Source organism: Candidatus Methylomirabilota bacterium (assembly GCA_003104975.1).
In the GTDB taxonomy this organism is placed as follows: Bacteria; Methylomirabilota; Methylomirabilia; order Methylomirabilales; family Methylomirabilaceae; genus Methylomirabilis.
In genome coordinates, this window is record PQAM01000018.1 from 136,605 (window position 1) to 158,754 (window position 22,150).

Sequence of the window (22,150 nt, forward strand, 5' to 3'; positions counted from 1 at the left end):
TGTGGGGTGGGGGGGGGAGCGTGGCCCCCAGAACACGACGACATGCCAACGATGAACGGTCATCACGTCAAGGCCCGGAGACCGGGCCGTTTTCGTTTGTGTGAAGCGGAGGGGGCGAATGCCTGACGAGCCGCAGCAGATTGGGTTAAATCGGGTAGGCGAGCTGCGACCGACCGACATCCACGAGGAGATGCGTCGGTCCTACCTGGACTACGCCATGAGCGTCATCATTGGGCGCGCTCTGCCCGACGTACGGGATGGGCTGAAACCGGTCCACCGCAGGGTGCTCTATGCCATGCAGGAACTCGGGCTCACCGCCGGGAGGGCTTATAAGAAGGCGGCCCGCGTCGTCGGCGAGGTGCTGGGCAAATACCATCCTCACGGCGATACGGCGGTCTATGACACCATCGTTCGCCTGGCTCAGGACTTTTCCATGCGGTATCCCCTTATCGACGGCCAGGGGAACTTCGGCTCGGTGGATGGGGACGCGCCCGCGGCGATGCGGTATACCGAGGTCCGGCTCGCGAAGATCGCCCAGGAGATGCTGCGGGACATCGATAAGGAGACGGTAGACTTCGCGCCAAACTTCGATGAGACCCTTGAAGAGCCGATGCTGCTGCCGGCGGCGCTCCCAAACCTGCTGGTCAACGGCTCTTCGGGGATTGCTGTCGGGATGGCCACCAACATCCCGCCCCACAACCTTGGCGAGACGGTCGACGCCCTGCTGATCCTGCTGGAGGATCCGAATGCGGCGCCGGACCAGCTTATGGCCGCGCTGCCGGGACCCGATTTTCCGACCGGCGCCTATATCTATGGCCGGACCGGGATTCGGGATGCCTATCTGACGGGCCGCGGCCTTATCCGGATGCGCGCCAAGGCGTTTGTCGAGAAGAGCCGGGGCGCCCGCGAGGCCATTATCGTCTCAGAGCTGCCGTATCAGGTGAACAAGGCCAAACTGATCGAGCGGATCGCCGAGCTGGTTCGAGAGCGAAAGATCGAAGGGATCGCCGACCTTCGGGACGAGTCGGATCGGGAGGGGATGCGGATCGTCATTGAGCTCAAAAAGGATCAGCCGGCCGAACCGGTCCTGAATCAGCTCTTCAAACATACCGCGATGCAATCGACCTTCGGCGCCATCATGCTCGCCCTTGTCGAAGGTCAACCGAAGGTCCTGGCGCTCAAGGAGGCGCTCAGCCATTTTATTGAACACCGTAAGACCGTCGTCGTGCGGCGGACCCGCTTCGATCTTCGAAAGGCCGAGGAGCGCGCCCATATCCTGGAAGGATATCGAATCGCGCTGGACCACCTGGATGCCGTTATCGCCCTGATCCGACGATCGCGCTCGGCGGATGACGCCCGTGCAGGCCTGATGGCGCAGTTCGCCATGAGCCAGATCCAGGCCCAGGCCATCCTGGAGCTGCGTCTGCAACGCCTGACCCAACTTGAGCGGCAAAAGATCCAGGATGAGTACAGCGAGACGATCGCAGCCATCGAGCGGTATCGGGCCATCCTCGCCAGCGAAGCCCTGGTGCGTGAGATCATCAAAGAGGAACTGCTGGCCGTCAAGGACGCCTATGGCGATGCGCGCCGGACCGAGATCCTGGAAGAGACCGCCGAGATCGAGCTGGAGGACATGCTGGCCGACGAGGAGATGGTCATTCCGATCACCCACGGCGGCTATATCAAGCGGAGCAACCTGAATGTCTATCGAAGCCAGCGCCGCGGCGGCAAGGGGATGAGCGGGATGGCGACCAAGGAGGAGGACTATGTGGAGCACCTCTTTGTCGCGACGACCCACAGTCACCTCCTCCTCTTCACCAACCAGGGAAAGGTGCATTGGCTGAAGGTGCATGAACTGCCCCAGCTCGGGCACGCAGCAAAAGGGAAGGCCCTCGCCAACTTCTTGCAGCTCGGCAATGGGGAGCAGATCACGACCGTCATCCCGATTCGCCAGTTTGAGGTTGATCGCTACCTGCTGATGGCGACCCGGCGCGGGATTGTGAAAAAGACCGAGTTGAATGCCTACGGCCACCCCCGCGCAGGCGGCATCATCGCCATCACGCTGGACGAGGGGGACGAGTTGATCGCGGTCCGGTTAACCAAGGGGGACGACGAGGTCCTGCTCGGCACCAAGCAGGGGATGGCGATCCGTTTCAAGGAAGATGAGGTTCGGTCGGCGGGGCGTGCGGCCCGCGGCGTCAAGGGGATCTCGCTGGAGGCCGGCGACGAGGTCGTCGGGGCCGAGGTGGTCGCCCAGGATGCGGCGGTGCTCACCGTGACGGAGCGCGGGTACGGCAAGCGTACCGACCCGCAAGAGTACCGACTGCAGAGCCGCGGCGGTAAAGGCATCATCAACATCCGGGTGACGGACCGAAACGGCCCCGCGGTCGGGGTCATGCTGGTGCAGTCCGGCGATCAGATCATGATGATTTCTCAGGAGGGGCGGATCACGAGGATGCGGGTAGATGAGATCAGCTTAATCGGAAGGGCCACTCAGGGAGTGCGGCTGCAGGGGCTGGAGTTGAGCGATCGCGTAGCCGCCGTGACACGACTGGTCAGCGACGACGAGGGTGATGGGGAGGCGGAGGGCCCCCCGTCCTTGCCTGAACCGGAAGCCGGGGCGGGCCCGCTCGACGAGGCTTGAGCGATGCCGGAGGGCGTGCTATAGTGACGCCTCTGCTGCTGCGCCCGCGGTGATGCCTGGTGAGCCGCGGCAGGCCCCGGATGGGAACCCTGGATCAGAGGGACGGCCGTGCTGGACCTGAGATATATCCGTGACAACGTCGAGCTGGCGCGCGAGCGACTTGCGGCCAGGGGCGCTGCGCCCTTTATTCTCGAAGAGTTTATTCAGCTCGATGCTGAGCGGCGAGCCACACTCGCTGAGGCGGAACGGCTGAGGCAGCGGCGCAACGAGCTGTCGAAGCAGGTTGCCGAACTCAAGCGACAAGGCCAGGACGCAAGCGACGTTATCGCACAGGTCGCCGGCGACGCGCCGCTACTCGACGGGCTGGAAAAACAACTCAAGGAACAGGAGACGATCTTACAGGACGCCGCGCTGTTTCTCCCGAACCTCCCGCATGATTCCGTCCCGATCGGGAAATCGGCTGAAGACAATGTCGAAATCAGGCGATGGGGCAGTCCGCGCCGGTTTGACTTCGAGCCGAAATCGCACTGGGAACTCGGGGAGGCGCTGGGGATCCTGGACTTCGAGCGAGCGGCCGCCATCGCGCAATCGCGCTTTGCCGTCCTGAAGGGGGCCGGGGCCAGGCTGGAGCGCGCGCTGATCGACTTCATGCTTGACCTGCACGGCAAGGAGCACGGCTACACAGAAATCCTCCCGCCGCTACTGGTCAACGCCGACGCCATGCGGGGGACGGGCCAGCTCCCCAAGTTTGGCGAGGAGCTGTTCAAGACCAAGGACGAGGGGCTGTATATGATCCCGACGGCGGAGGTCCCGGTGACGAACCTGCATCGCGAGGAGATCCTGCCGCCCGGAACGCTCCCCCTGTCCTATGTGGCCTATAGTCCCTGCTTTCGGCGGGAGGCGGGCTCGTACGGCAAAGACACGCGGGGCCTCATGCGGCAGCACCAGTTCAACAAGGTGGAACTGGTGAAGCTCGTCGAGCCCGAGCGCTCCTACGAGACATTGGAGGAGATGACCCGGCACGCCGAGGCGGTCTTGCAGCGGTTGGGCCTGCCGTACCGGGTGGTAGCGCTCTGCACGGCCGACCTGGGGTTCGCGGCCGCCAAGACCTACGACATCGAGCTTTGGATCCCGAGTCAAGGAACGTATCGGGAGGTGTCGTCGCTCAGCAATTGTGAGGCGTTCCAGGCGAGGCGAGCCAATATTCGCTACCGGCCCGCATCGAAGGCGACGGCGCAGTTTGTTCATACGCTGAACGGGTCGGGGGTGGCCGTGGGACGGACATGGCTCGCGATTCTGGAGAACTTTCAGGAGGCCGACGGCAGCGTTGTCGTTCCTGAGGCGCTCCGACCCTATATGGACGGCCTGGAACGGATCAGCTAAAAGCAGGAGTTGGGGATTAGGGGATAGGGATTGGGGCGCGTGGGAGTGAGCTGTTACCGACCCCCATCCCCCACCCTCTAGCCCCTGCTCTTCGGAGGGGTGGCCGAGTGGTTGAAGGCGGCGGTCTTGAAAACCGTTAGGCGAAAGCCTCGTGGGTTCGAATCCTACCCCCTCCGCCAAGGAAAACTAGGGTCTAGGGTGGAGGGTAAGAAAGGGAAAGAGTTAAACCCTATACCCTAATCCCTAAACCCTGCTCTTATGCGGAGAGGTGACCGAGTGGCCGAAGGTGCTCGCCTGCTAAGCGAGTCTGTGCCGAAAGGTGCAGCCCGGGTTCGAATCCCGGCCTCTCCGCCATCAAGAACGACGTAAGGAGTAAGGGGTAAGGCGGTAGGGGAAAGAAGGGGGAGGCCCTTCGCCCCTTACGCCTCACCCCTCACGCCTGACGGTGCTTTAGCGCGGAGAGGTGCGAGAGTGGTTGAATCGGGCGGTCTCGAAAACCGCTGAGCGGGTAACTGCTCCGGGGGTTCGAATCCCCCCCTCTCCGCCATACAAAAACAGGGTATAGGGTTGAGGGTGTAGGGTAAGAGAAGGGGAGAGCGCACTGCATTGCTACACCCTAACCCCTATCCCCTAAACCCTGTCTTTATGCGGAGAGGTGCAGGAGCGGCTTAACTGGCACGCCTGGAAAGCGTGTGCGGGGGAAACTCTGCCCCGGGTTCGAATCCCGGCCTCTCCGCCATCAAAAACAGGGTATAGGGTGGAGCGTATAGGGTGTGGGAAAAAAGGAAGCCGGTAGTTGTGGCCCTTTACCCCACCCCCCAACCCCTATCACCCAACCCCTAGGGGTAAACATGGAAAGCGCGCTGATTACGGGTGGGGCCGGGTTTATCGGGTCGAATCTGGCCCTGGAGTTGGAGCGGCGATACCCCGATGTCCGGATCACCATCATCGACGATTTCCGCTCCGGCGATTTCAGTAACCTGATCGGGTTTCGAGGCGATCTGGTGGCCCAGGACCTCGCATCGCTGGATCCCTTGAGCCGTTTTCAGCCGGGTGAATTTCAGGTGGTGTTCCATCTGGCCTCGATTACCGATACCACCGTCACCGATGCGCGACAGATGATCTGGAGCAACGTAGAAGGCTTTCGGCGAGTGGCGGAGTTTGCGCGACGCTCAGGGGCGCCCCTGGTCTATGCCTCTTCGGCTGCCGTCTACGGTATCCGTGGTTCAGGCCGAATGCAGGAGGATCAGCCGATCCACCCTGCGAATGTGTACGGCTTTTCCAAGATGCTTCTGGAGAATCTGGCCAGGCGGTGCACTGATACGCCGGGAGGTTTTAGAACAGTCGGACTCCGATACTTCAATGTGTATGGGCCGGGCGAGGCCCACAAGGGGGCCGCGGCCAGCATGATCTATCAGTTGGCGCAGCAGATTCGAGCGGGGAAGCGGCCGCGGATCTTTAAGTATGGGGAGCAGGCGCGTGACTTTGTCTATGTCAAAGACGTCGTAGAGGCGACGCTGTTGGCCGCCGAGGTCGATCGTGGCGGCGTCTACAACGTCGGCTCGGGGCGCTCGACCACGTTTAATGACGTCATCGCGCTGCTCAATAAAGCCCTCGGGACCGACTACGACCCCGACTACTTTGACAACCCGTACCCGTTCTATCAGCCGCACACCGAGGCCGATGCGAGCCTCACCGGCGTGGAACTGGGCTATACGCCGCGCTATCCCATCGACCGAGGGATTACGGAATACGTCAAGCGGTTGCTGGAAGCCGACATGGGGCAAGCTGCGGTATCATGAGCAGGAATCGACTTGGCCGTGCTAGATGGGGAGTTAGCGGTGCCCTGTACCCGCAATCCGCTCTAGCGGGATCGAATCCCCGCCCGAGGTCTTACGTTGTCGAGCGATGGCCTGTGACCGGCGTGATGATGGTTGGGTCCCGCGCAAGGAGAGTTTGTGAACCCCGCCAGATCCGGAAGGAAGCAACGGTAAACAGACACGCTCCTGTGCCGCGGGGAAGCTCGGCCGGAGCCTCGGTCACCGGTACAGCCCGGCAGCCGCGATCGACGGCGGGTGCACGGCCAATTAAAACAGGGTAGAGGGTTTAGGGTTTAGTGGGACGGCCCCCTTCTGAACTTTATACCCCAACCCCCAACCTCTATACCCTAACCCCGGAGTTAAGATGTCCTACCTAGTACTCGCCAGGCGGTGGCGGCCGCAGAACTTTGACGAGGTGGTGGGTCAGCAGCCGGTCACCCAGACGCTGAAGAATGCCATCGCCAAAGACCGCGTCGCCCACGCCCTGCTCTTTACCGGCCCGCGCGGGGTCGGTAAGACGACCACCGCCCGCATTCTGGCCAAGGCGCTCAACTGTGAGCGGGGCCGCACCCCCGATCCGTGCAGCCAGTGTGCAAGCTGCAACGCGATCGCAGCGGGCCGCTCCGTCGACTGCCTCGAGATCGACGGCGCCTCCAATCGGGGGATCGATGAGGTGCGGGAACTGCGCGAAATCGTTCGGTATGCCCCGTCGCGCGACAAGCACAAGGTGATCATCATCGATGAGGTCCATATGCTGACCGAACCGGCCTTCAATGCGCTGCTCAAGACGCTTGAGGAGCCGCCGCCCGGGGTCATCTTCATCCTGGCGACCACACATGCGCACAAGATTCCGCCTACCATCCTGTCGCGGTGCCAACGCCACGACTTTCGGCGCCTGGGGCAGGCGGAGATCCTGCCGCGCCTGCAACAGATCGCATCCGAGGAGGGGGCGGCCGTGTCGGACGGCGCCATGAAGGCGATTGCCCGCGCCGCCGAGGGGAGCCTCAGAGACGCCCAAAGCCTGCTGGACCAGGTCATCGCCTATAGCGGCGACGTCGTCGGGGAGGAGGACGTGGCGATCGTGCTGGGGCTGGTGGAGGGAGAGTTGCTGGCGCAGACGACCCAGGCGATCATCGAGCGCGACGCCGACCATGCGCTGGCGGTCGTTGAGTCGCTCAGCGCCAGGGGGGACGACCTGCAGCGGTTCTGCCAGGAGCTGCTGGGCCACCTGCGCGACCTGATGATCTCGAAAGCGAGCAAAGACCCCGCGCCCCTGCTGCAGTTGAGCCGCGTACCGCCGGAGACGATTCGAGCGCAGGCCGAGGTGATGACGCTTGCGGATCTCGAAACCATCTTTCAGGTGCTGAGTCGGGCCGAGTTTGAGATGCGGCGGGCTCCCTATCCGCGGTTCGTTCTGGAGATGGCACTGGTCGAGGCGACGGAGGTCCGCTCCATACAGAGTCTTGAGACGCTGCTCGCGCGTCTGGCCGCGCTCGAGGCCGGGTTGCCGTCCGGGCACCGCGTCGACAATCCTGAGGCCGCGGCGCTTCCCATGTTCGCGCCTGGTCCCACGGCGGCGGCGACCGCCCCCCGCGCCCCGGTTGATCCGCCATCACCTGCGCCGGCCGAGCGCGCCACGGGCCCGCGTGATGGCTGGGGCCGCGTCACGCAGGCGCTGGAACGGCAGAAGCGGTCGCTCGCCGCGTTGCTCGCCGAGCCACAGGACGTTGCGTGCGAGGGCGACAGGCTGATCGTCGTCCTGCAGAACGGGAACGCCTTTGCGCGGTCAACGCTGGACGACCCGGAACACCGACGCCTTGTGGCCGCCGCCGCCGCCGAGGTCTTTGGGCGGCCCGTGACCGTTGAGTATCGATTCCAGAGCACAGGCGCCGGGCTGGGGGTGGGCGATTCAACCAAGGGTGCCGCAGGCGGTTCGACGAACTCCGCAATGGGCGAAGGGGAGAAACCGCGTCGGCCTTCGCGACTGGACGAGGCGTACCGCCGTCCGCGCGCTCCCGAGCAGGGGGTCGTCTCGGGACGGCGGACAGCCCCGCCCGATCAGGAGGCGCTGCGGGCTCATCCGATAGTGCGCCGCGCCGTGGAGCTGTTTGACGGTCAAGTCGTTCGGATCAGGGCGAAACAGCCCGAATAGGGCATGATGGGAGAATGCGATGAAGAACCTCGGGAACTTGATGAAGCAGGCGCAACGGATGAAGGCGGAGGCCGAACGGATTCAGGCGGAGGCGGCGGCCAAACGGGTTGAAGGGACGGCCGGCGGCGGGATGGTCACCGTTGTCTGCAACGGGCAGGGCGAGGTCGTCTCGGTGAAGATCGATCCGGAGGTGGCCGGCCCGGACGAATTGGAGATGCTGCAGGACCTTGTCGTGGCGGCCACAAATGAGGCGCTCCGGAAGGCCCGCGAACTGCTGACCCAGGAGATGGGTCGACTGACCGGCGGGTTGGGACTCCCGCCGGGGCTGGTGTAAACGCCCGTGTCGCGCTATGCCCCCACCCTGGTTCGGTTGATCGGCGAACTGGTCCGCCTGCCCGGCATCGGGCCCAAGACCGCCCAGCGCCTGACATTTCACCTGCTCAAGGTCGGCAGGGAGGAGGCGATCGCGTTGGCGCAGGCCATCGTCGAGCTGAAGGATCGGATCCGAAGCTGCGCGGTCTGCTACAACATCTCCGAGGGCGAGCAGTGCCCGATCTGCGCGGACCCGACACGCGACGGATCGGTGCTGTGCGTGGTGGAAGAGGCGAACGACCTCTGGGCGATCGAGAAGACCGCGACCTTCAAGGGACGCTACCACGTCCTGGGCGGGTCGCTGTCGCCGCTCGAGGGCCGGGGTCCGGATCAGTTAACGGCGAAGGCCCTTTTGCAACGTCTTGAGGAGGGCGAGGTCAAGGAGGTCATCCTGGCCACCAATCCGAACGTCGAGGGCGAGGCGACCGCAATGTATCTCTCGCGCCTGCTGAAGCCGCTGGCTGTTCGGGTGACGCGCATCGCGCGCGGCCTGCCGATGGGGAGCGACCTGGAGTATGCCGACGAGGTGACGCTGTCCAAGGCGCTGGAAGGACGACGCGACCTGTGACCGGCATGGGCCAGAAATTCGTTGCCCACATCCGTTGAGTGCGCTAAATTAAACACCGGCTTTCAGCTATCGGGATTCAGTTGTTCGCTGACTGCTGAAAGCTGCTTTTAGACTGCCAGTGATCCCCGGTAGCTCAATGGTGGAGCGAGCGGCTGTTAACCGCTAGGTTGTAGGTTCGAGCCCTACCCGGGGAGCCATTTCCTTGATTAGAAAGCTCTCGCCCGCGTCATTGCGAGGGAGCGTAGCGACCGAAGCAATCCCACCGTTCTTCGCAACTTCAAGAATGCTGAGATTGCCACGCTCCCGTTGGTCGCTCGCAATGACGGGATCGGGCGATTCTGTACGCCTGACAGCTAATTGGTGCGGTCCATGCAAGATTGTGAGGAGACCAGATGCCTCAACATAGAGCGTTAGAGCTGTGGGTAGATCAGGTAGCGAGGGTCACCCGACCGGATCGGATCCATTGGTGCGACGGGTCGGAGGAGGAACGCCAGATCCTCATTGACGGGATGCTTCGGGACGGAACCCTGATCGCTCTGAACCATCAGCGCTATCCCGGGTGCTACCTGCATCGCAGCCATCCGTCGGACGTCGCCAGGACCGAGCACCTGACCTTCATCTGCACAGCTCAAAAGGAGGATGCCGGCCCCACCAACAACTGGATGGATCCCACAGAGGCGCGCGCGCAGGTCGGAAAGCTGTTTGAGGGGAGCATGAAGGGCCGGACGATGTTTGTCATCCCCTATCTGATGGGCCCCGGCGGTTCCCCCTACAGCAAGGTCGGCGTCGAGATCACCGATAGCCCCTATGTCGTCGTCAACATGCGGCTGATGACCCGCATGGGGAAGATTGCGCTTGAGCGACTGGGCGAGTCCGGGAGCTTTGTTCGCGGGCTGCACTCGCTTGGGGATCTCAGTCCGGATCGCCGTTTCATCCTGCATTTCCCCGAAGAGCGTCTCATCTGGAGCATCGGGTCGGGATACGGAGGCAACGCCCTCCTGGGGAAGAAATGCCACGCCCTTCGCATTGCCAGTTGGATCGGCCGAGAGGAGGGTTGGTTAGCCGAGCATACCCTGATTATCGGGGTGGAGGACCCCTCGGGGCAGGTCACCTATATGGCGGCCGCCTTTCCGAGCGCCTGCGGCAAGACCAACCTGGCCATGCTGGTCCCCCCGGCGGATCTCGCGGGCTATAAGGTGTGGACGGTGGGCGATGACATCGCCTGGATGCACATCGGGTCCGATGGACGGCTGCGGGCCATCAATCCGGAGGCGGGATTCTTCGGCGTTGCGCCCGGCACCAGCGTCAAGACCAATCCGAATAGTATGGCCGCAGTCGATCGAAATGCGATCTTTACCAACGTGGCCGTCACCCCTGACGGCGAGCCGTGGTGGGAAGGGAAGGACCCGACCCCTCCCGACGGCCTCACCGATTGGCGGGGCAACCCGTGGCGTTCCGGGGAGGGACCGGCGGCCCACCCGAACTCGCGGTTTACGACGGCCGCCAGGCAATGCCCGTCAATCTCCCCCAGTTGGGAGGATCCGGAAGGGGTCCCGATCTCGGCCATACTGTTTGGAGGGCGTCGTGCCCGGGTGGCGCCGCTCGTCTATCAGGCATTCAATTGGCAGCACGGTGTCTTTATTGGGGCCGGGATGGCCTCAGAGACGACAGCGGCCCAGTCGGGAGCGGTGGGAGTCACCCGGCGCGATCCGATGGCGATGGTCCCGTTCTGTGGCTATCACATGGCCGACTATTTCGCCCACTGGCTGAATATGGGTGCGCGGATCGCACATCCGCCCACGATTTTCCATGTCAATTGGTTTCGCACCGACAACAACGGCCGGTTCCTCTGGCCCGGTTTTGGCGAGAACATGCGTGTCCTGCAGTGGATCGTGGAGCGTGCACAGGGCCGAGGCAAGGCTGTCGAGACCCCTATCGGGCTCATTCCGACCCCCGACGCGTTGAACCTGGATGGATTGAGGCTGTCGGACGGTGTCGAGGATGAGCTGTTGAGGATCGATGTCGACGCCTGGACGACCGAGCAGGCGGAGCAGGGACTGCTCTTCGACCGGCTGAACCCGCGCCTCCCCATTCAGATCCGACAGGAGCACGAGGCGCTGCGCCACCGGCTCAGTCGTCTCAATGCCCCCGCCAATACCGCCGAGCCCCCGCCTGCCCCGTAGCCGTCGCGTCATTCGGCGAGTCCGGCTCGAATTCACCACCAACCCGTAAGGCTTGCCGGCGCAGCGCAGTGAGACGACCAACACCGACTGAAGGAAGACAGTGGAAGAGCAGTTTGTGGCTATTACACTTCACCGGCTCGCGGGGAAGATGGTCTGCGGCGCCGTGATCCTGACCAGACAGCCGGATCGCTCCTGGTCCGGGAATTGCCAAAAGTGCGGCGAGGAGTTCCGGGTAGAGCCGGATGCCCGGTTCGAGGGGCAGGTCCGTGCGATGAGGAATTGACCGATGCTTGATCTTGAGTTGAAGGCGCGGTGTGACGACCTCGGAGGGCTTCGAGCCCGTTGCGAGTCGCTCGGCGCCGAGGGGCAGGAGCCTGAGCGGCAGATCGACACCTATTTCACTGTGGCCGCCGGCCGCCTCACGCTCCGTGAGACGCTGGAGTCGGGCGCTGCGCTGATTCATTATCTCCGCGACGACGTTGCCGGGCCGCAGGCGTGCCACTACGACCTCTATCCGGTCGAGGACCCAGAAGGCCTGAAGGCGATGCTGGCCAATGCGCTCGGCGTCAGCGTCGTCGTCGCAAAGCGACGCCAGACCTTTGTGCTGGGGGGCGTCCGAGTCCACCTCGACAAGGTGCAGGGACTGGGGGGCTTTGTCGAGTTGCACGGGACGGTCGAGGAGCCGAAAGAGCTCCCCTTGGTGGCAGACCAGGTCGAGGGTGTGCGGCAGACGTTGGGGATCGACGCACAGGCGCTGGTCAAAGAGTCGTATGCCGCCTTAGTTGCTGCGGCAGAGACTGAGCGCGCGCGCCACTACACCAATTGACCGGCCCGCAATTGCCCCTCACCCTCCCCCTCTCCCCAAAATTGGGGCGAGGGCAATACAAAAACGAACTGCGCACTGCGCCCAGCGATCAGGGACACCAAAATTGATCTCCTCTCCCCCGAAGTGGGGGAGAGGACGAAGGTGAGGGGGGCAGGGCGACCTCATTGTAGAGGATGAATGACGTGGAACATCGCAGGTTCGGACGCACCGGCGTACAGGTGTCGGAGATCGGGTTCGGGGCCTGGGGAATCGGCAAGGGGTGGTGGGGCGAGACCGACGATGCGCTCTCGGTCAAGGCCCTGATAGGGGCGCTGGAACTGGGCATCACCGTGATCGATACCGCGCATGCCTATGGCGACGGGCACAGCGAGCGACTGATCGCTAGGGCCTTTCAGGAGGCCAGGCATCGCGTCTTCGTCGCCACCAAGGTTCCACCGAAGGGTCGCGAGTGGCCGCCCAGGGAGGGGACAACGGCGCGGCAGGCCTTCCCGGCCGATTGGATCACCACCTGTACCGAGCAGAGCCTCCGAAACCTTGAGGCGGACCGCCTTGACCTGCAGCAGCTTCACGTCTGGCGCGATGAGTGGCTCGGCGAGTCGGAGTGGCTGGAGGCGGTGCATCGGTTAAAGCAGCAGGGAAAGCTCCGGTTCTTCGGCGTCTCCATCATGGATCACCGGCCGGACAGCGCGCTGGAACTGGTCCGGTCCGGGCTGGTCGATACCGTCCAGGTGATCTATAACATCTTCGACCAATCGCCGGAAGCCGAGCTGTTCCCACTCTGTCGGACACATGACGTCGGCGTCATCGCCAGGGTCCCCTTCGACGAAGGGGGCCTGACCGGCAGCCTCACCCCGGACACAATTTTTCCAGAGAAATCAGTGCAGAGCTTCTACTTTCGCAGCGACCGCTTGCGGGAGACGTGCGAACGGGTAGATCGGCTCAGGCCGCTGTTGGGGGGCGAGATCAAGACGGTGACGCAGCTTGCGCTGAAGTTCTGCCTGAGCCACCCGGCAGTCTCTACCGTCATCCCCGGGATGCGCCGGTCAGAGCATGTCGAAGCCAACTGCGCCGTCTCCGACGGCCGGCCGCTCGCCCCCGAGATATTGGCCGCCCTCCGCACCCACGCCTGGCCCCGGAACTTTTACCAGTAAGTAGAATGGCGACTCCCGCTCCGCGATTGGGCCCGCCTGAAGGTGTGGCTGGACAGTCGGTAGCGTTACGTTGAGCGACTGAGGGTTGCGCTGACCAGCCGGTTGAGACTCACCCCGGATTCAGCGGCCTCTATAGCCAATTGCCGATGCACGTCGGGCGGGACACGGACCATGAACTTGCCGCTGAAATGCCTGGTGGCGAGCGGCTCAGGGACCGCTTCCGCGTGGCGGCGCAGGTCGGCGACCACCTCGCGCACGAGCTTCCGGATGCCCTTCAACGCCGCCTCCGGCGTACGCGCTAGCCAGCTCAGGCTCGGCAACTCCGCGCACAGTCCTACGTATTCGACATCGTCTTCCGACCAGGTCACCCGATAGGTATATTTGTCATGTGGCTGTACCATGCTCCATCTCCATTCTGTCGATTGCCTTGAGTACCTGCTTGACCTGATAGGCCTTGGCGTATCCCTTGTGATGTTGGATATTGACCCGCGGATCGCCACTCCACGGCGTCTTGTACACGCGATGGCTTCCGCTCGTCAGTCGGGCTTGCCCGAAATAATGATCGCAGACCTTGCACAGGTCAGCAAAGCGAACCCCTGTGGGATGATGCCGCATGATCTCAAGGATGCCTGCGATGGTCGACACGTCGAAATAGTATCAATACTGGTATCGGCTGTCAAATGCCTACCCCATGTGTGACCCCCCACTCGACATTCCCGCCCTTGCGTGCTATTTTCTGCTCTGACTGGTTCGAAGGTTTCCCGCCCACGTCATTGCGAGGGAGCGTAGCGACCGAAGCAATCTCACCGTTCTTCGTACCTTCAAAAACGATGAGATTGCCGCGCTCCCGTTGGCCGCTCGCAATGACGGACCGGTGATCGGTGTGGTATTGAGACAAGCGAACAGAAGGGGACAGCGTCTGTGGACGATACCTGGAACGACTATGTCATTGCGACCTATCGGCTGGCCGAGGGGGGCGATTGGACGCGGAAGGCCGAGACGATCGCGCTGGGGATGACGGTCGGCAGTTGGCCCCACCTTCCTGCTGACCGACTGGCGGCTCTTCAGCGCCACGTCGGCCGCGTCGTGTCGGTGGATGCGAGCCTGATTCGGATCGCCTATCCGCTTGCGAACCTTACGCCTGACCTGCCGGCGCTGCTGACCGCTACCTTCGGCAAGCTCTCCATGGACGGGAAGATCCGCCTGCTGGACCTTACCCTGCCGCCCGACTTCGCTGCCGCCTTTCCCGGGCCGAAGCTCGGGGTGGAGGGGGTCCGCGAGAAACTCGGGGTCCGTGATCGGCCGCTGCTCATGAGCATCTTCAAATCATGTGTAGGCCTGACGCTGGCTGAGCTGGCCGAGGGCTTTTTCCGGCAGGCGTTGGGCGGCGTCGATCTGATCAAGGATGACGAGATCCTCTTCAACGACGCCGACGCGCCCTTCGAGCAGCGCCTGGAGGCGTGTCTGCGGGCGGCCGAGCGGGCACGGCGCGAGACGGGCCAGCCCGTCCTGTATGCGATCAACCTGACCGGTCCGGTGCATCGGCTTCCCGAGAAGGCGAGGCGGGCCGTGCGGCTTGGTGCGAATGCGCTGCTCATCAACGTCCTGCCCTACGGTTTTGATGTCCTGCAGCGACTGGCGGAGGATCCGGAGATTACAGTTCCCCTTGTCGCCCACCCGGCACTGGCCGGAGCGCTCTATCCGTCCCACGAATACGGCATCGCCGCGCCCCTGTTGTTGGGGACACTGATGCGGCTGGCCGGGGCCGACCTGGTTCTGTTTCCGTCTCCGTATGGTGGGATGGCGCTGGATCGCTCTGTGGCGCTTGATCTGGCCCGACGACTCAGAGATACGACCAGCCTCCCGTGTCGTCCTGCCTTACCTGTGCCGTCCGCCGGGATCCACCCCGGCCTGGTGCCGCACATGATGGACGACTTCGGCCCCGATGTCGTCATCAATGCCGGAGGCAGCATCCATGGCCATCCGGGCGGTGCGGCTGCCGGCGGGCGGGCCTTCCGCGCGGCAATCGCCGCCGGCGTGGCCGGTGTTGCGCTGGAGCAGGCCGCCGCGCAGAGCCATGAACTGCAGGCCGCCCTGGACCAGTGGGGTGGCGGCAGGCCCAGAATCCCCAAAGGGTTTCCGGTGGCATGAGCCGGCAGACGGTTGTCTTCTGCGACTTCGACGGGACCGCCGCCGAGCAGGAGGTCATAGTCGCGCTCTTTCGGGCGTTCGGACCGCCCGGATGGGAGGGGGTGCGCGACGCGATCATCGGCGGATCTATGAGTGTGCGGGAGGGGGTCGGCGGCATCTTTGCCCGTATCCCGTCGTCCCGGGTCCCGGAGATGGTGGCGTATGCACGCCGGACAACCTCCTTACGGCGCGGGTTTTGGGAGTTTCTGGACTACTGCCGGGTGCATGATCATCGATTCCTGCTGACCAGCGGCGGGGTCGATTTCTTCATTTACCCCATCCTGGACGGGATTCTCTCAAGGGATCAGATCTACTGCAATGGAAGCGACTGCAGCGGCTCTACGGTGCGGATTCTGTGGCCTCATGCTTGCGACGAGCAGTGTCGGGCCGACTGCGGCATGTGCAAGCCCAGCATCATGCGACGCTTCCCGCCCGAGCAGTACCGGCGGGTGGTGATCGGGGACGGGGTCACCGACCTGCAGGCGGCCAAGCTGGCCGACCTGGTCATCGCGCGCGATCTGTTGATTGTGAAGTGTCAAGAGACCGGGATCCCTTATGAGCCCTTCGAGACCTTCTATGATGTCATGGCGCTGCTCGATCGCATGAAAGCAGCAGCGCACCGATGACGACTCACGCCATGGAGCAGGCCCGGACGGCCCTGGCCGAGATCGCCGCGAGCTTCGCCCGGCGGGGATGGTTTCCCGCGACCAGCGGCAATCTCTCGGCGCGGGTCAGCGCCCCGGACAAGCCGCTCCTGCTGATGGTTTCCGCCAGCGGTCGAGATAAGGCGTCGATGACGACAGCCGACTTCCTCCTTGTAGACGACTCATTGAAGCCTGTGGAGCCTGGGGCTTTACGCCCGTCGGCCGAGACAGCGGTTCATGCCCGCATCTACGAGGCCACGGGATGCGGTTGCGTCTTGCACGTGCACACCGTGTGGAATAACCTGATCGCAGAACTGTTCGCCCCCCAGGGCGAGGTGATGCTTCGGGATCTTGAAATGCTCAAGGGGCTCGACATCTGGGAGGAGGCGGCTGCGATCCGGGTTCCCATCGTGAAAAATCTCTTCCATCTGCCTGCCTTGGCGGATGCCGTCGTCGCGCGGATTACCGATCCGCGGGTGCCCGGGGCGCTTATCCGACGCCATGGACTGTATGCCTGGGGCGCGAACCCGTTCGAGGCGAGGCGACACGTCGAAGCCTTTGAGTTTATGTGGGAATACCTATTCCGGTGGTGGTCCGTCCAGCGAGGGAGCCTTCCGTCCACGATGGTAGAGGCTGGGCAGGGAAGCGTTGTGGGAGGCTAAATATGGCGACAATCAGGTTGCGGACTGGGAATCGGCTCATCGAAGAGCCCGGGGAGATGGCGAGTTTTCTCGAGGGCGAGGACCTCATCTACCGCAACTGGAACGTGTCGAAGCTGCGCGCAGAATTACGAGACAACTATGCTCTGACCGAGATCGAAAAGGCGGAGATTCTGGCAACATTTAAAGAGGAGGTAGAATCACTCAAGGCCGAAGGAGGATATGTTGCGGCCGATGTTGTTGTCCTCTCCGAAAAGACCCCCGACCTGGAAACGCTGCTCGGCAAGTTCGGTCGGGAGCACCACCACAGCGAGGACGAGGTGCGATTTGTGGTGGACGGCCACGGCATCTTCACGATCCGCGGGCGGCGTGGCCGCTACTTCGAGCTGACCGTCGGTCCCGGCGATCTCATCACGGTACCTGCGGGTACCCGCCACTGGTTTACGCTGGCCGAGGATCGGCGGATCAAGTGCATTCGCCTCTTCCAGGACCCTTCGGGTTGGGCTGCCATCTACGACGACGCCCCCGTGGCGTTTTAACTTGACAGCCGAAAGGGTGCCTGATATAAAAATTTAAAAAATAGGCGATGGAGTTCGCCGAATAAGTATCCCGGTGTTCCATCCGGGATTGATAACTCCTACCGATGGCTCGTTGTCGGTAGGAGTTTTTGTGTTTTTGATGGAGATGGACCGACCAATCCATTTAACGGTCGGACGACATCACGAAAGGGGGTTGAGCGATGGAGAATACCGGGTTGCCATCATTGTTGCCAGAAATAACGCTATTCGTCATCATTGGTTTTGTGTGGCTCTTAAAGCACTGGGGGATTTTTTGAAAGGGGGGGGTTTGTGGATGGCTGAGCCTAACACTTGAGGAGACTGTCTGCTTATTGGATTGAAACTGACCCACTACCCCGCCCACCGACTGTTTTGCAAAGGCATGCGCAGCATGCTAGTCTTTCGCGCGACGCTGCGGGAAGCAGGGTAAGTGAGGCTGCCCGGTGCGTCCAATAGCGAAACGACTTGAAACGAGGTGCCGTGGGAACGGTTCTGCTTGTTGGCATTGGGGGATTTCTCGGCTCGATCGCCCGTTATCTGGTCAGTGGGTACATTCAGAATCGGACGGGCGAACTGTTTCCTGTCGGTACCCTGGCGGTCAATGTGATCGGGTGCTTTGTCATCGGCGGCCTCTCCGAACTGGCCGAAGCGCGCGCCTTCCTGTCGCCGGAGACGCGCGCCTTGGTGGTGATCGGCGCGCTGGGCGGGTTCACCACCTTCTCGACCTTTGGGAACGAGACAGTCAACCTGCTGCGCGACGGCGAGTGGACGTTTGCGCTGCTGAATCTGCTGACCCATGCGGTGTTGGCGATCGGGGCGGTCTGGGTCGGCCGGACAATGGCGCATGCCATCTGGAGGTGAGGTGATGGTGATCCCTCAGGAAGGCTACCTGCTCCGGATCTTCATCGGCGAGAGCGACCGCCACTCCGGGAAACCGCTATACGAGTGGGTTGTCCTCAAGGCGCGCGAGCAGGGCCTGGCTGGCGCGACCGCGCTTCGGGGCCTGATGGGGTACGGCGCGCACAGTCGGCTGCATACCTTCAAGATCGAACGACTCTCGCTCGACCTGCCGGTGGTCGTGGAGATCGTCGACAGCCGCGAAAAGCTCGAAGCGTTCCTCGACCTTATCGACGACGACATCACCGAGGGCCTGGCCACGATTGAGAAGGTCAACGTTCGCCTGTACCGCAGCCGCAAGACCGAGTAGGGCCACATCAAACAGGTCAGAGCCTGCCGAAGTTCGCCTTGACACAACTGCCATTTGGCACTATGATTACGCCAAATGGGCACTTCGAAGCAAATGTGTACCGTAGAGTACGCCGATTATCCCTGCCTAAAGACCGAAAGATCTGTCGAGGGAAACACCTATGATCTCAGTTGAAAGTCTCAGCAAGACCCTGGGTGGCCCGACCGCTCTCAAGCGGCGGATCACCACATTGGCGGACTTCCACCGGCTCATCGCGGGCGGCCTTCCTTTCGCGGCCTTGGAGATGGTCATGCGACGGTTTCAGCTTAATCGTGGCGAGGTCGAAACGCTCCTGCAGATCCCTGCCCGCACCATCGCCCGCCGGAAACATAGCCGCCGTTTACGCCATGACGAATCCGACCGTTTGATGCGGCTCGCCCGCATTGCCACCCAAGCCGCTCAAGTCTTTGGAGCCGAAGATAAGGCCGCGATATGGCTACACCGGCCGAATCGGGCGCTCGGACTTGCTGCCCCACTCGGCCTCCTTAGTACGGATATCGGCGCCAAGCAGGTAGAGGACCTGCTGGGACGGATTGAGCACGGCGTGATCAGCTAATGCGCGTGTGGCGCCTATGCGCAAGACAGCACGCTACACCCGATGGTGAAGGCGCCCGGCTGTTCGGCGGACGGTGGAACCCTCCCGGTACCGCAGTCGTCTACACCTCCGCCACCTTGTCGCTCGCCACGCTGGAATACCTCGTCAACCTTGATTCGGACCTGTTTCCACACCATCTCGTTGCTGTGTCCGCCGACGTCCCCTCCATTCTCGACATTCAGTCCGTCATGATCGTGGATCTCCCGGCTCATTGGCGGGCATACCCCGGACCAGATGCCCTGCGCGCCATCGGCGCCACATGGGTGGCGGCCCGTCAGACCCCGATCCTCTCCGTGCCTTCCGTCGTGATTCCTGAGGAACGCAATTATCTCCTCAACCCGGCCCATCCCCTATTCAGCCGCATTTCCTGGAACGCCCCAAAGCCCTTCCGATTTGATCCGCGTTTTCGCCCCTGACGTTTACATGAGGCTGCGTGGCCGGTGACTCGGTCTGAATGTGTCCAGGATACGGCGGCACTCTCCAAGACAGGTCCGTCGAAGAGTTCATGGTGTGGCAATCTATGCGACAATGTTGCAAAGAACAACAATAGTGCTTTATAAACGATTATTTTAACCTGTTGTATCATATACGAGTTGACAAAGAGCTGTACAGTCTTATAATATGCGCGATACTTTTTCTGATGTTTAGTTAAGCACAGTAATGCTACATCAGATGATCTCACCCGAGAGACCCAACCTGTTAGAAGGAGCTACCCATGAAAGAGGCTAGGCTCGCAGCTCTGCTCTTCGCGCTTGTTGCTCTTGCGGGATGTGCCAGTATCGTATCTGGTAGAACTCAAGAAGTCAGCTTCACTTCCAATCCAGAAGGAGCAACGGTAACGGTGAATGGGAGGATCATCGGAAAGACTCCTCTGACAGCCAACCTACAGAGGGAAAAAGGGCAATCGCTAGCCTTCTCAAAGGAAGGCTATAAGACGCTTTCAAGAGAATTCGAGACCGACCTTAACGGATGGTTTTGGGGCAACATCGTAATCGGAGGTCTCCCCGGATCGACAACCGATGGCATTACCGGGTCCATGTACAAGTATGCCCCGAGTCAATACATGGTGACACTTGAGCCCGATGGCACGAACCGGATTGACGGAAAGCCCACCCTCAGTGACCAGCAGAAGGCTAAGGAGTATATAGTCGTGGCGTACAAGAGTCTTCATGAGGAGCTCACAAAGAATGATAAGGGTGAGTATGTCCGTTCGCTCTTGAATATCCTTAAGATTCCTGACGCGCAGCAGGATGATGCCACCACCAAGATCCGTGCGCTTTCGGAGGCCTATAAAGATATCCCCGTTTTCGCCGACAGGGTCGTAGAGATGTACCTAAAATGATCCTTCCCAACGTCTTATTTGTGTGCCCTCTGGCCTCCCTGGTCACGGCGATCAAGAGGTCTCCGGCTGCGGCCTCGGCTCCGTTCATGTGAGCGGCCCATCCGCTTCCCTGACTCGTCTTGTCCCATACGTGTGACAAGAGTCCGAGGGTGGCGGTGTCCCACCAGCCGTGCCGTTGCCTGAAAGCTGGCCCACCCCTACTGAATGTCGACCTCCTTTTGCAAAGGTCTATACAGTGTGTTAGTCTTTCGATGGTCACGCCAAATATCACTGCAAGTTCCCGTGTCATTGCGAGGCGTAGCCGAAGCAATCTCATAGTTCTTGAGTACAACGACGGTGAGATTGCCGCGCTCCCGTTGGTCGCTCGCAATGACGAAGCCGGAGGGACATGTATGCCTGCGGGCGCTGCTGGCGCATGAGGTGCTGGGAGCAAAATATGAGCCAAGAATCGAAGCTGACCATCGAGGTGGTCTGTCCCTGCTGCCAGGCGAGGCTCACGGTTGACCCTGAACTGGGTGCCGTTCTGCACCATGAGCCGCCGCCGAAGGCGGAGACCGTCACGGATCTGAAGGCGGCCGTCGAGGAGCTGAAGGGTGAAGCTAGTCGGCGCGAAGCGCACTTTAGGGAGTCGATGGAGGCGGAGAAGGAGAAGGGGAAACTCCTGGAACGGAAGTTCAAAGAGCTGCTCAAGAAGGCGAAAGACGAACCGGTCACCCGGCCCACCCGGGACATCGACCTGGACTAGCCCCCGCCTGTGGTGAGCCTGACCGAACCACCCGCCGCAATGAAGCATCAAGACCTGCTCGGCCCACTCCTCAAGCACGTCAGCCGCTCATTCTATCTGACTCTCAAGGCGGTTCCCGGCGATCTGCAGCGACCGATCGGCCTGGCGTATCTGTTGGCCAGAGCGGCCGACACCATCGCCGATACCGCCCTCATCGGCCGCGCCGAACGTCTGAAGCACCTTGAACTCTTCCGGGATGCGATCCGGGAAGGAAGCGCCGAACGGCTCTCGCTTATCAAAGAGGCGCTGGTGGAACGGCAGCAGGATGCAGCCGAGCGGGAGTTGCTCACCCGCCTCGAGGAGGGGTTTGCTATCCTCGTTTCCCTCAATCCGCCCGATCAGGCAATGGTTCGAGATGTGGTCCTGACCCTGACGGAGGGGATGGTCATGGATCTCGCTACCTTCCCCGGTGAGGATGAGGGCCGCCTCGTCGCCCTGGAAACACGAGCCGATCTTGATCGGTACACCTACTATGTAGCGGGGTGCGTGGGGGAGTTTTGGACCGATATCCACCTGGCACATCGCCCCTCACTTACCGGATGGGATCGGGAGGTGATGAGGCGACGCGGGGTTCGGTTCGGGAAGGGGCTGCAGATGACCAACGTTCTGCGCGACATCCCGAAGGACCTCCGCATCGGCCGCTGTTACCTCCCCAAACAGGAGTTGGAAGCCCTAGGTCTTCAACCCGCCGATCTGCTCAACCCATCAGCGATTACCAAGGTCAGGCCGTTGCTGCACTCTCTCCTGGCGCTTGCCCTCGAGCACTACCAAGAGGGCTGGGCCTATACGTTGGCAATTCCACGACACGAGATCCGAATGCGCCTCGCCTGTATCTTACCCCTGTTCATCGGCCTCAAGACGCTGGCGCTGCTGGCGAGATCGCCGAATCTGCTGGACCCGAGCGTGGTGATCAAGATCCCGCGCGGGGCAGTCTATGGCATCATGGCGCGCTCACTGGTGCGGATCGGCTCCGATGCGGCCCTGGACCGATACTATCAACGCCTATGGCAAGACGTGTCGGTCGCCGACTAAGA

General features: G+C 62.1%; 23 protein-coding genes, 5 tRNA genes and 1 other RNA gene. 27 read left to right on the forward strand and 2 right to left on the reverse strand.

Translation table 11 applies throughout. From position 1 onward, the window contains the following. Positions 1-118 precede the first annotated feature (118 nt). The 16 genes from C3F12_13550 (at position 119) to C3F12_13625 (ending at position 13,099) form a co-directional block, all read left to right on the forward strand. Complete coding sequence (locus C3F12_13550) at positions 119-2,644, forward strand: DNA gyrase subunit A (protein PWB42929.1); 2,526 nt, start codon at positions 119-121, stop codon at positions 2,642-2,644. A 108-nt stretch (positions 2,645-2,752) separates the two neighbouring features. Beyond that, complete coding sequence (locus C3F12_13555) at positions 2,753-4,027, forward strand: serine--tRNA ligase (protein PWB42930.1); 1,275 nt, start codon at positions 2,753-2,755, stop codon at positions 4,025-4,027. A 93-nt stretch (positions 4,028-4,120) separates the two neighbouring features. Continuing rightward, positions 4,121-4,206 (forward strand) — tRNA-Ser (locus tag C3F12_13560). Between the two features lie 83 nt (positions 4,207-4,289). After that, positions 4,290-4,381, forward strand: a tRNA-Ser gene (locus C3F12_13565). A gap of 103 nt (positions 4,382-4,484) precedes the next feature. Then, a tRNA-Ser gene (locus C3F12_13570) sits at positions 4,485-4,574 on the forward strand. 102 nt (positions 4,575-4,676) lie between these two features. Next, positions 4,677-4,766 (forward strand) — tRNA-Ser (locus C3F12_13575). A gap of 112 nt (positions 4,767-4,878) precedes the next feature. Next, positions 4,879-5,829 carry an ADP-glyceromanno-heptose 6-epimerase gene (gene rfaD, locus C3F12_13580; GenBank protein PWB42931.1) on the forward strand — a complete coding sequence of 317 codons (951 nt, stop codon included), beginning with the start codon at positions 4,879-4,881 and terminating at the stop codon, positions 5,827-5,829. Between the two features lie 16 nt (positions 5,830-5,845). Continuing rightward, positions 5,846-6,110: signal recognition particle sRNA large type (ffs, locus tag C3F12_13585), an RNA gene on the forward strand. Positions 6,111-6,211: 101 nt separating this feature from the next. Next, a complete protein-coding gene (locus tag C3F12_13590; GenBank protein ID PWB42932.1) occupies positions 6,212-7,999 on the forward strand; it encodes a DNA polymerase III subunit gamma/tau in 1,788 nt (595 codons plus the stop codon). 19 nt (positions 8,000-8,018) lie between these two features. Next, positions 8,019-8,333, forward strand: coding sequence for a YbaB/EbfC family nucleoid-associated protein (locus C3F12_13595; protein PWB42933.1), 315 nt, complete (start codon positions 8,019-8,021; stop codon positions 8,331-8,333). A gap of 6 nt (positions 8,334-8,339) precedes the next feature. Beyond that, the gene (locus C3F12_13600; GenBank protein PWB42934.1) at positions 8,340-8,939 is read left to right on the forward strand and encodes a recombination protein RecR; all 600 of its coding nucleotides are present in this window, start codon (positions 8,340-8,342) and stop codon (positions 8,937-8,939) included. A gap of 122 nt (positions 8,940-9,061) precedes the next feature. Beyond that, positions 9,062-9,136, forward strand: a tRNA-Asn gene (locus tag C3F12_13605). 195 nt (positions 9,137-9,331) lie between these two features. Next, positions 9,332-11,122 (forward strand): phosphoenolpyruvate carboxykinase (GTP), encoded by a 1,791-nt coding sequence (locus tag C3F12_13610; protein PWB42935.1) that lies wholly within the window; start codon positions 9,332-9,334, stop codon positions 11,120-11,122. Between the two features lie 100 nt (positions 11,123-11,222). After that, positions 11,223-11,405, forward strand: a complete 183-nt coding sequence (locus C3F12_13615; protein PWB42936.1) for a hypothetical protein — start codon at positions 11,223-11,225, stop codon at positions 11,403-11,405. A gap of 3 nt (positions 11,406-11,408) precedes the next feature. After that, positions 11,409-11,948: a hypothetical protein gene (locus C3F12_13620; protein ID PWB42937.1), complete on the forward strand. Its 540-nt coding sequence runs from the start codon at positions 11,409-11,411 to the stop codon at positions 11,946-11,948. A 182-nt stretch (positions 11,949-12,130) separates the two neighbouring features. Continuing rightward, on the forward strand, positions 12,131-13,099 hold the full coding sequence (locus C3F12_13625) for an aldo/keto reductase (GenBank protein ID PWB43036.1): 969 nt from the start codon (positions 12,131-12,133) through the stop codon (positions 13,097-13,099). A 65-nt stretch (positions 13,100-13,164) separates the two neighbouring features. Here C3F12_13625 and C3F12_13630 read toward each other — a convergent pair whose 3' ends face one another. Together C3F12_13630 and C3F12_13635 are read right to left on the reverse strand one after the other, a co-directional pair. Continuing rightward, positions 13,165-13,500: a toxin-antitoxin system HicB family antitoxin gene (locus C3F12_13630; GenBank protein PWB42938.1), complete on the reverse strand. Its 336-nt coding sequence runs from the start codon at positions 13,498-13,500 to the stop codon at positions 13,165-13,167. Then, positions 13,484-13,744, reverse strand: coding sequence for a toxin HicA (locus C3F12_13635; protein ID PWB42939.1), 261 nt, complete (start codon positions 13,742-13,744; stop codon positions 13,484-13,486). The genes C3F12_13630 and C3F12_13635 overlap by 17 nt, the downstream gene beginning before the upstream one ends. Before the next feature lie 276 nt (positions 13,745-14,020). Between C3F12_13635 and C3F12_13640 the strand changes: the two genes are divergently transcribed. The 11 genes from C3F12_13640 (at position 14,021) to C3F12_13690 (ending at position 22,148) form a co-directional block, all read left to right on the forward strand. Beyond that, positions 14,021-15,250: a 2,3-diketo-5-methylthiopentyl-1-phosphate enolase gene (locus C3F12_13640; GenBank protein ID PWB42940.1), complete on the forward strand. Its 1,230-nt coding sequence runs from the start codon at positions 14,021-14,023 to the stop codon at positions 15,248-15,250. Continuing rightward, a complete protein-coding gene (gene mtnX / locus C3F12_13645) occupies positions 15,247-15,915 on the forward strand; it encodes a 2-hydroxy-3-keto-5-methylthiopentenyl-1-phosphate phosphatase (GenBank protein PWB42941.1) in 669 nt (222 codons plus the stop codon). The genes C3F12_13640 and mtnX overlap by 4 nt, the downstream gene beginning before the upstream one ends. Further along, positions 15,912-16,595, forward strand: coding sequence for a methylthioribulose 1-phosphate dehydratase (mtnB, locus tag C3F12_13650; protein PWB42942.1), 684 nt, complete (start codon positions 15,912-15,914; stop codon positions 16,593-16,595). The genes mtnX and mtnB overlap by 4 nt, the downstream gene beginning before the upstream one ends. 2 nt (positions 16,596-16,597) lie before the next feature. Then, on the forward strand, positions 16,598-17,131 hold the full coding sequence (locus tag C3F12_13655) for an acireductone dioxygenase (protein PWB42943.1): 534 nt from the start codon (positions 16,598-16,600) through the stop codon (positions 17,129-17,131). A gap of 498 nt (positions 17,132-17,629) precedes the next feature. Then, positions 17,630-18,010 (forward strand): fluoride efflux transporter CrcB, encoded by a 381-nt coding sequence (crcB, locus tag C3F12_13660; GenBank protein ID PWB42944.1) that lies wholly within the window; start codon positions 17,630-17,632, stop codon positions 18,008-18,010. A gap of 4 nt (positions 18,011-18,014) precedes the next feature. Next, positions 18,015-18,356, forward strand: coding sequence for a hypothetical protein (locus C3F12_13665; protein PWB42945.1), 342 nt, complete (start codon positions 18,015-18,017; stop codon positions 18,354-18,356). A gap of 160 nt (positions 18,357-18,516) precedes the next feature. Continuing rightward, the gene (locus tag C3F12_13670; GenBank protein PWB42946.1) at positions 18,517-18,951 is read left to right on the forward strand and encodes a hypothetical protein; all 435 of its coding nucleotides are present in this window, start codon (positions 18,517-18,519) and stop codon (positions 18,949-18,951) included. After that, the gene (locus C3F12_13675) at positions 18,951-19,406 is read left to right on the forward strand and encodes a hypothetical protein (GenBank protein ID PWB42947.1); all 456 of its coding nucleotides are present in this window, start codon (positions 18,951-18,953) and stop codon (positions 19,404-19,406) included. The genes C3F12_13670 and C3F12_13675 overlap by 1 nt, the downstream gene beginning before the upstream one ends. A 299-nt stretch (positions 19,407-19,705) precedes the next feature. After that, entirely contained in the window at positions 19,706-20,332 is a 627-nt protein-coding gene (locus C3F12_13680; protein ID PWB42948.1) for a PEGA domain-containing protein, read from the forward strand. Between the two features lie 436 nt (positions 20,333-20,768). After that, positions 20,769-21,077, forward strand: coding sequence for a hypothetical protein (locus tag C3F12_13685; protein PWB42949.1), 309 nt, complete (start codon positions 20,769-20,771; stop codon positions 21,075-21,077). 9 nt (positions 21,078-21,086) lie between these two features. Further along, positions 21,087-22,148, forward strand: a complete 1,062-nt coding sequence (locus tag C3F12_13690) for a farnesyl-diphosphate farnesyltransferase (protein ID PWB42950.1) — start codon at positions 21,087-21,089, stop codon at positions 22,146-22,148. The last annotated feature ends 2 nt before the right edge of the window (positions 22,149-22,150 follow it).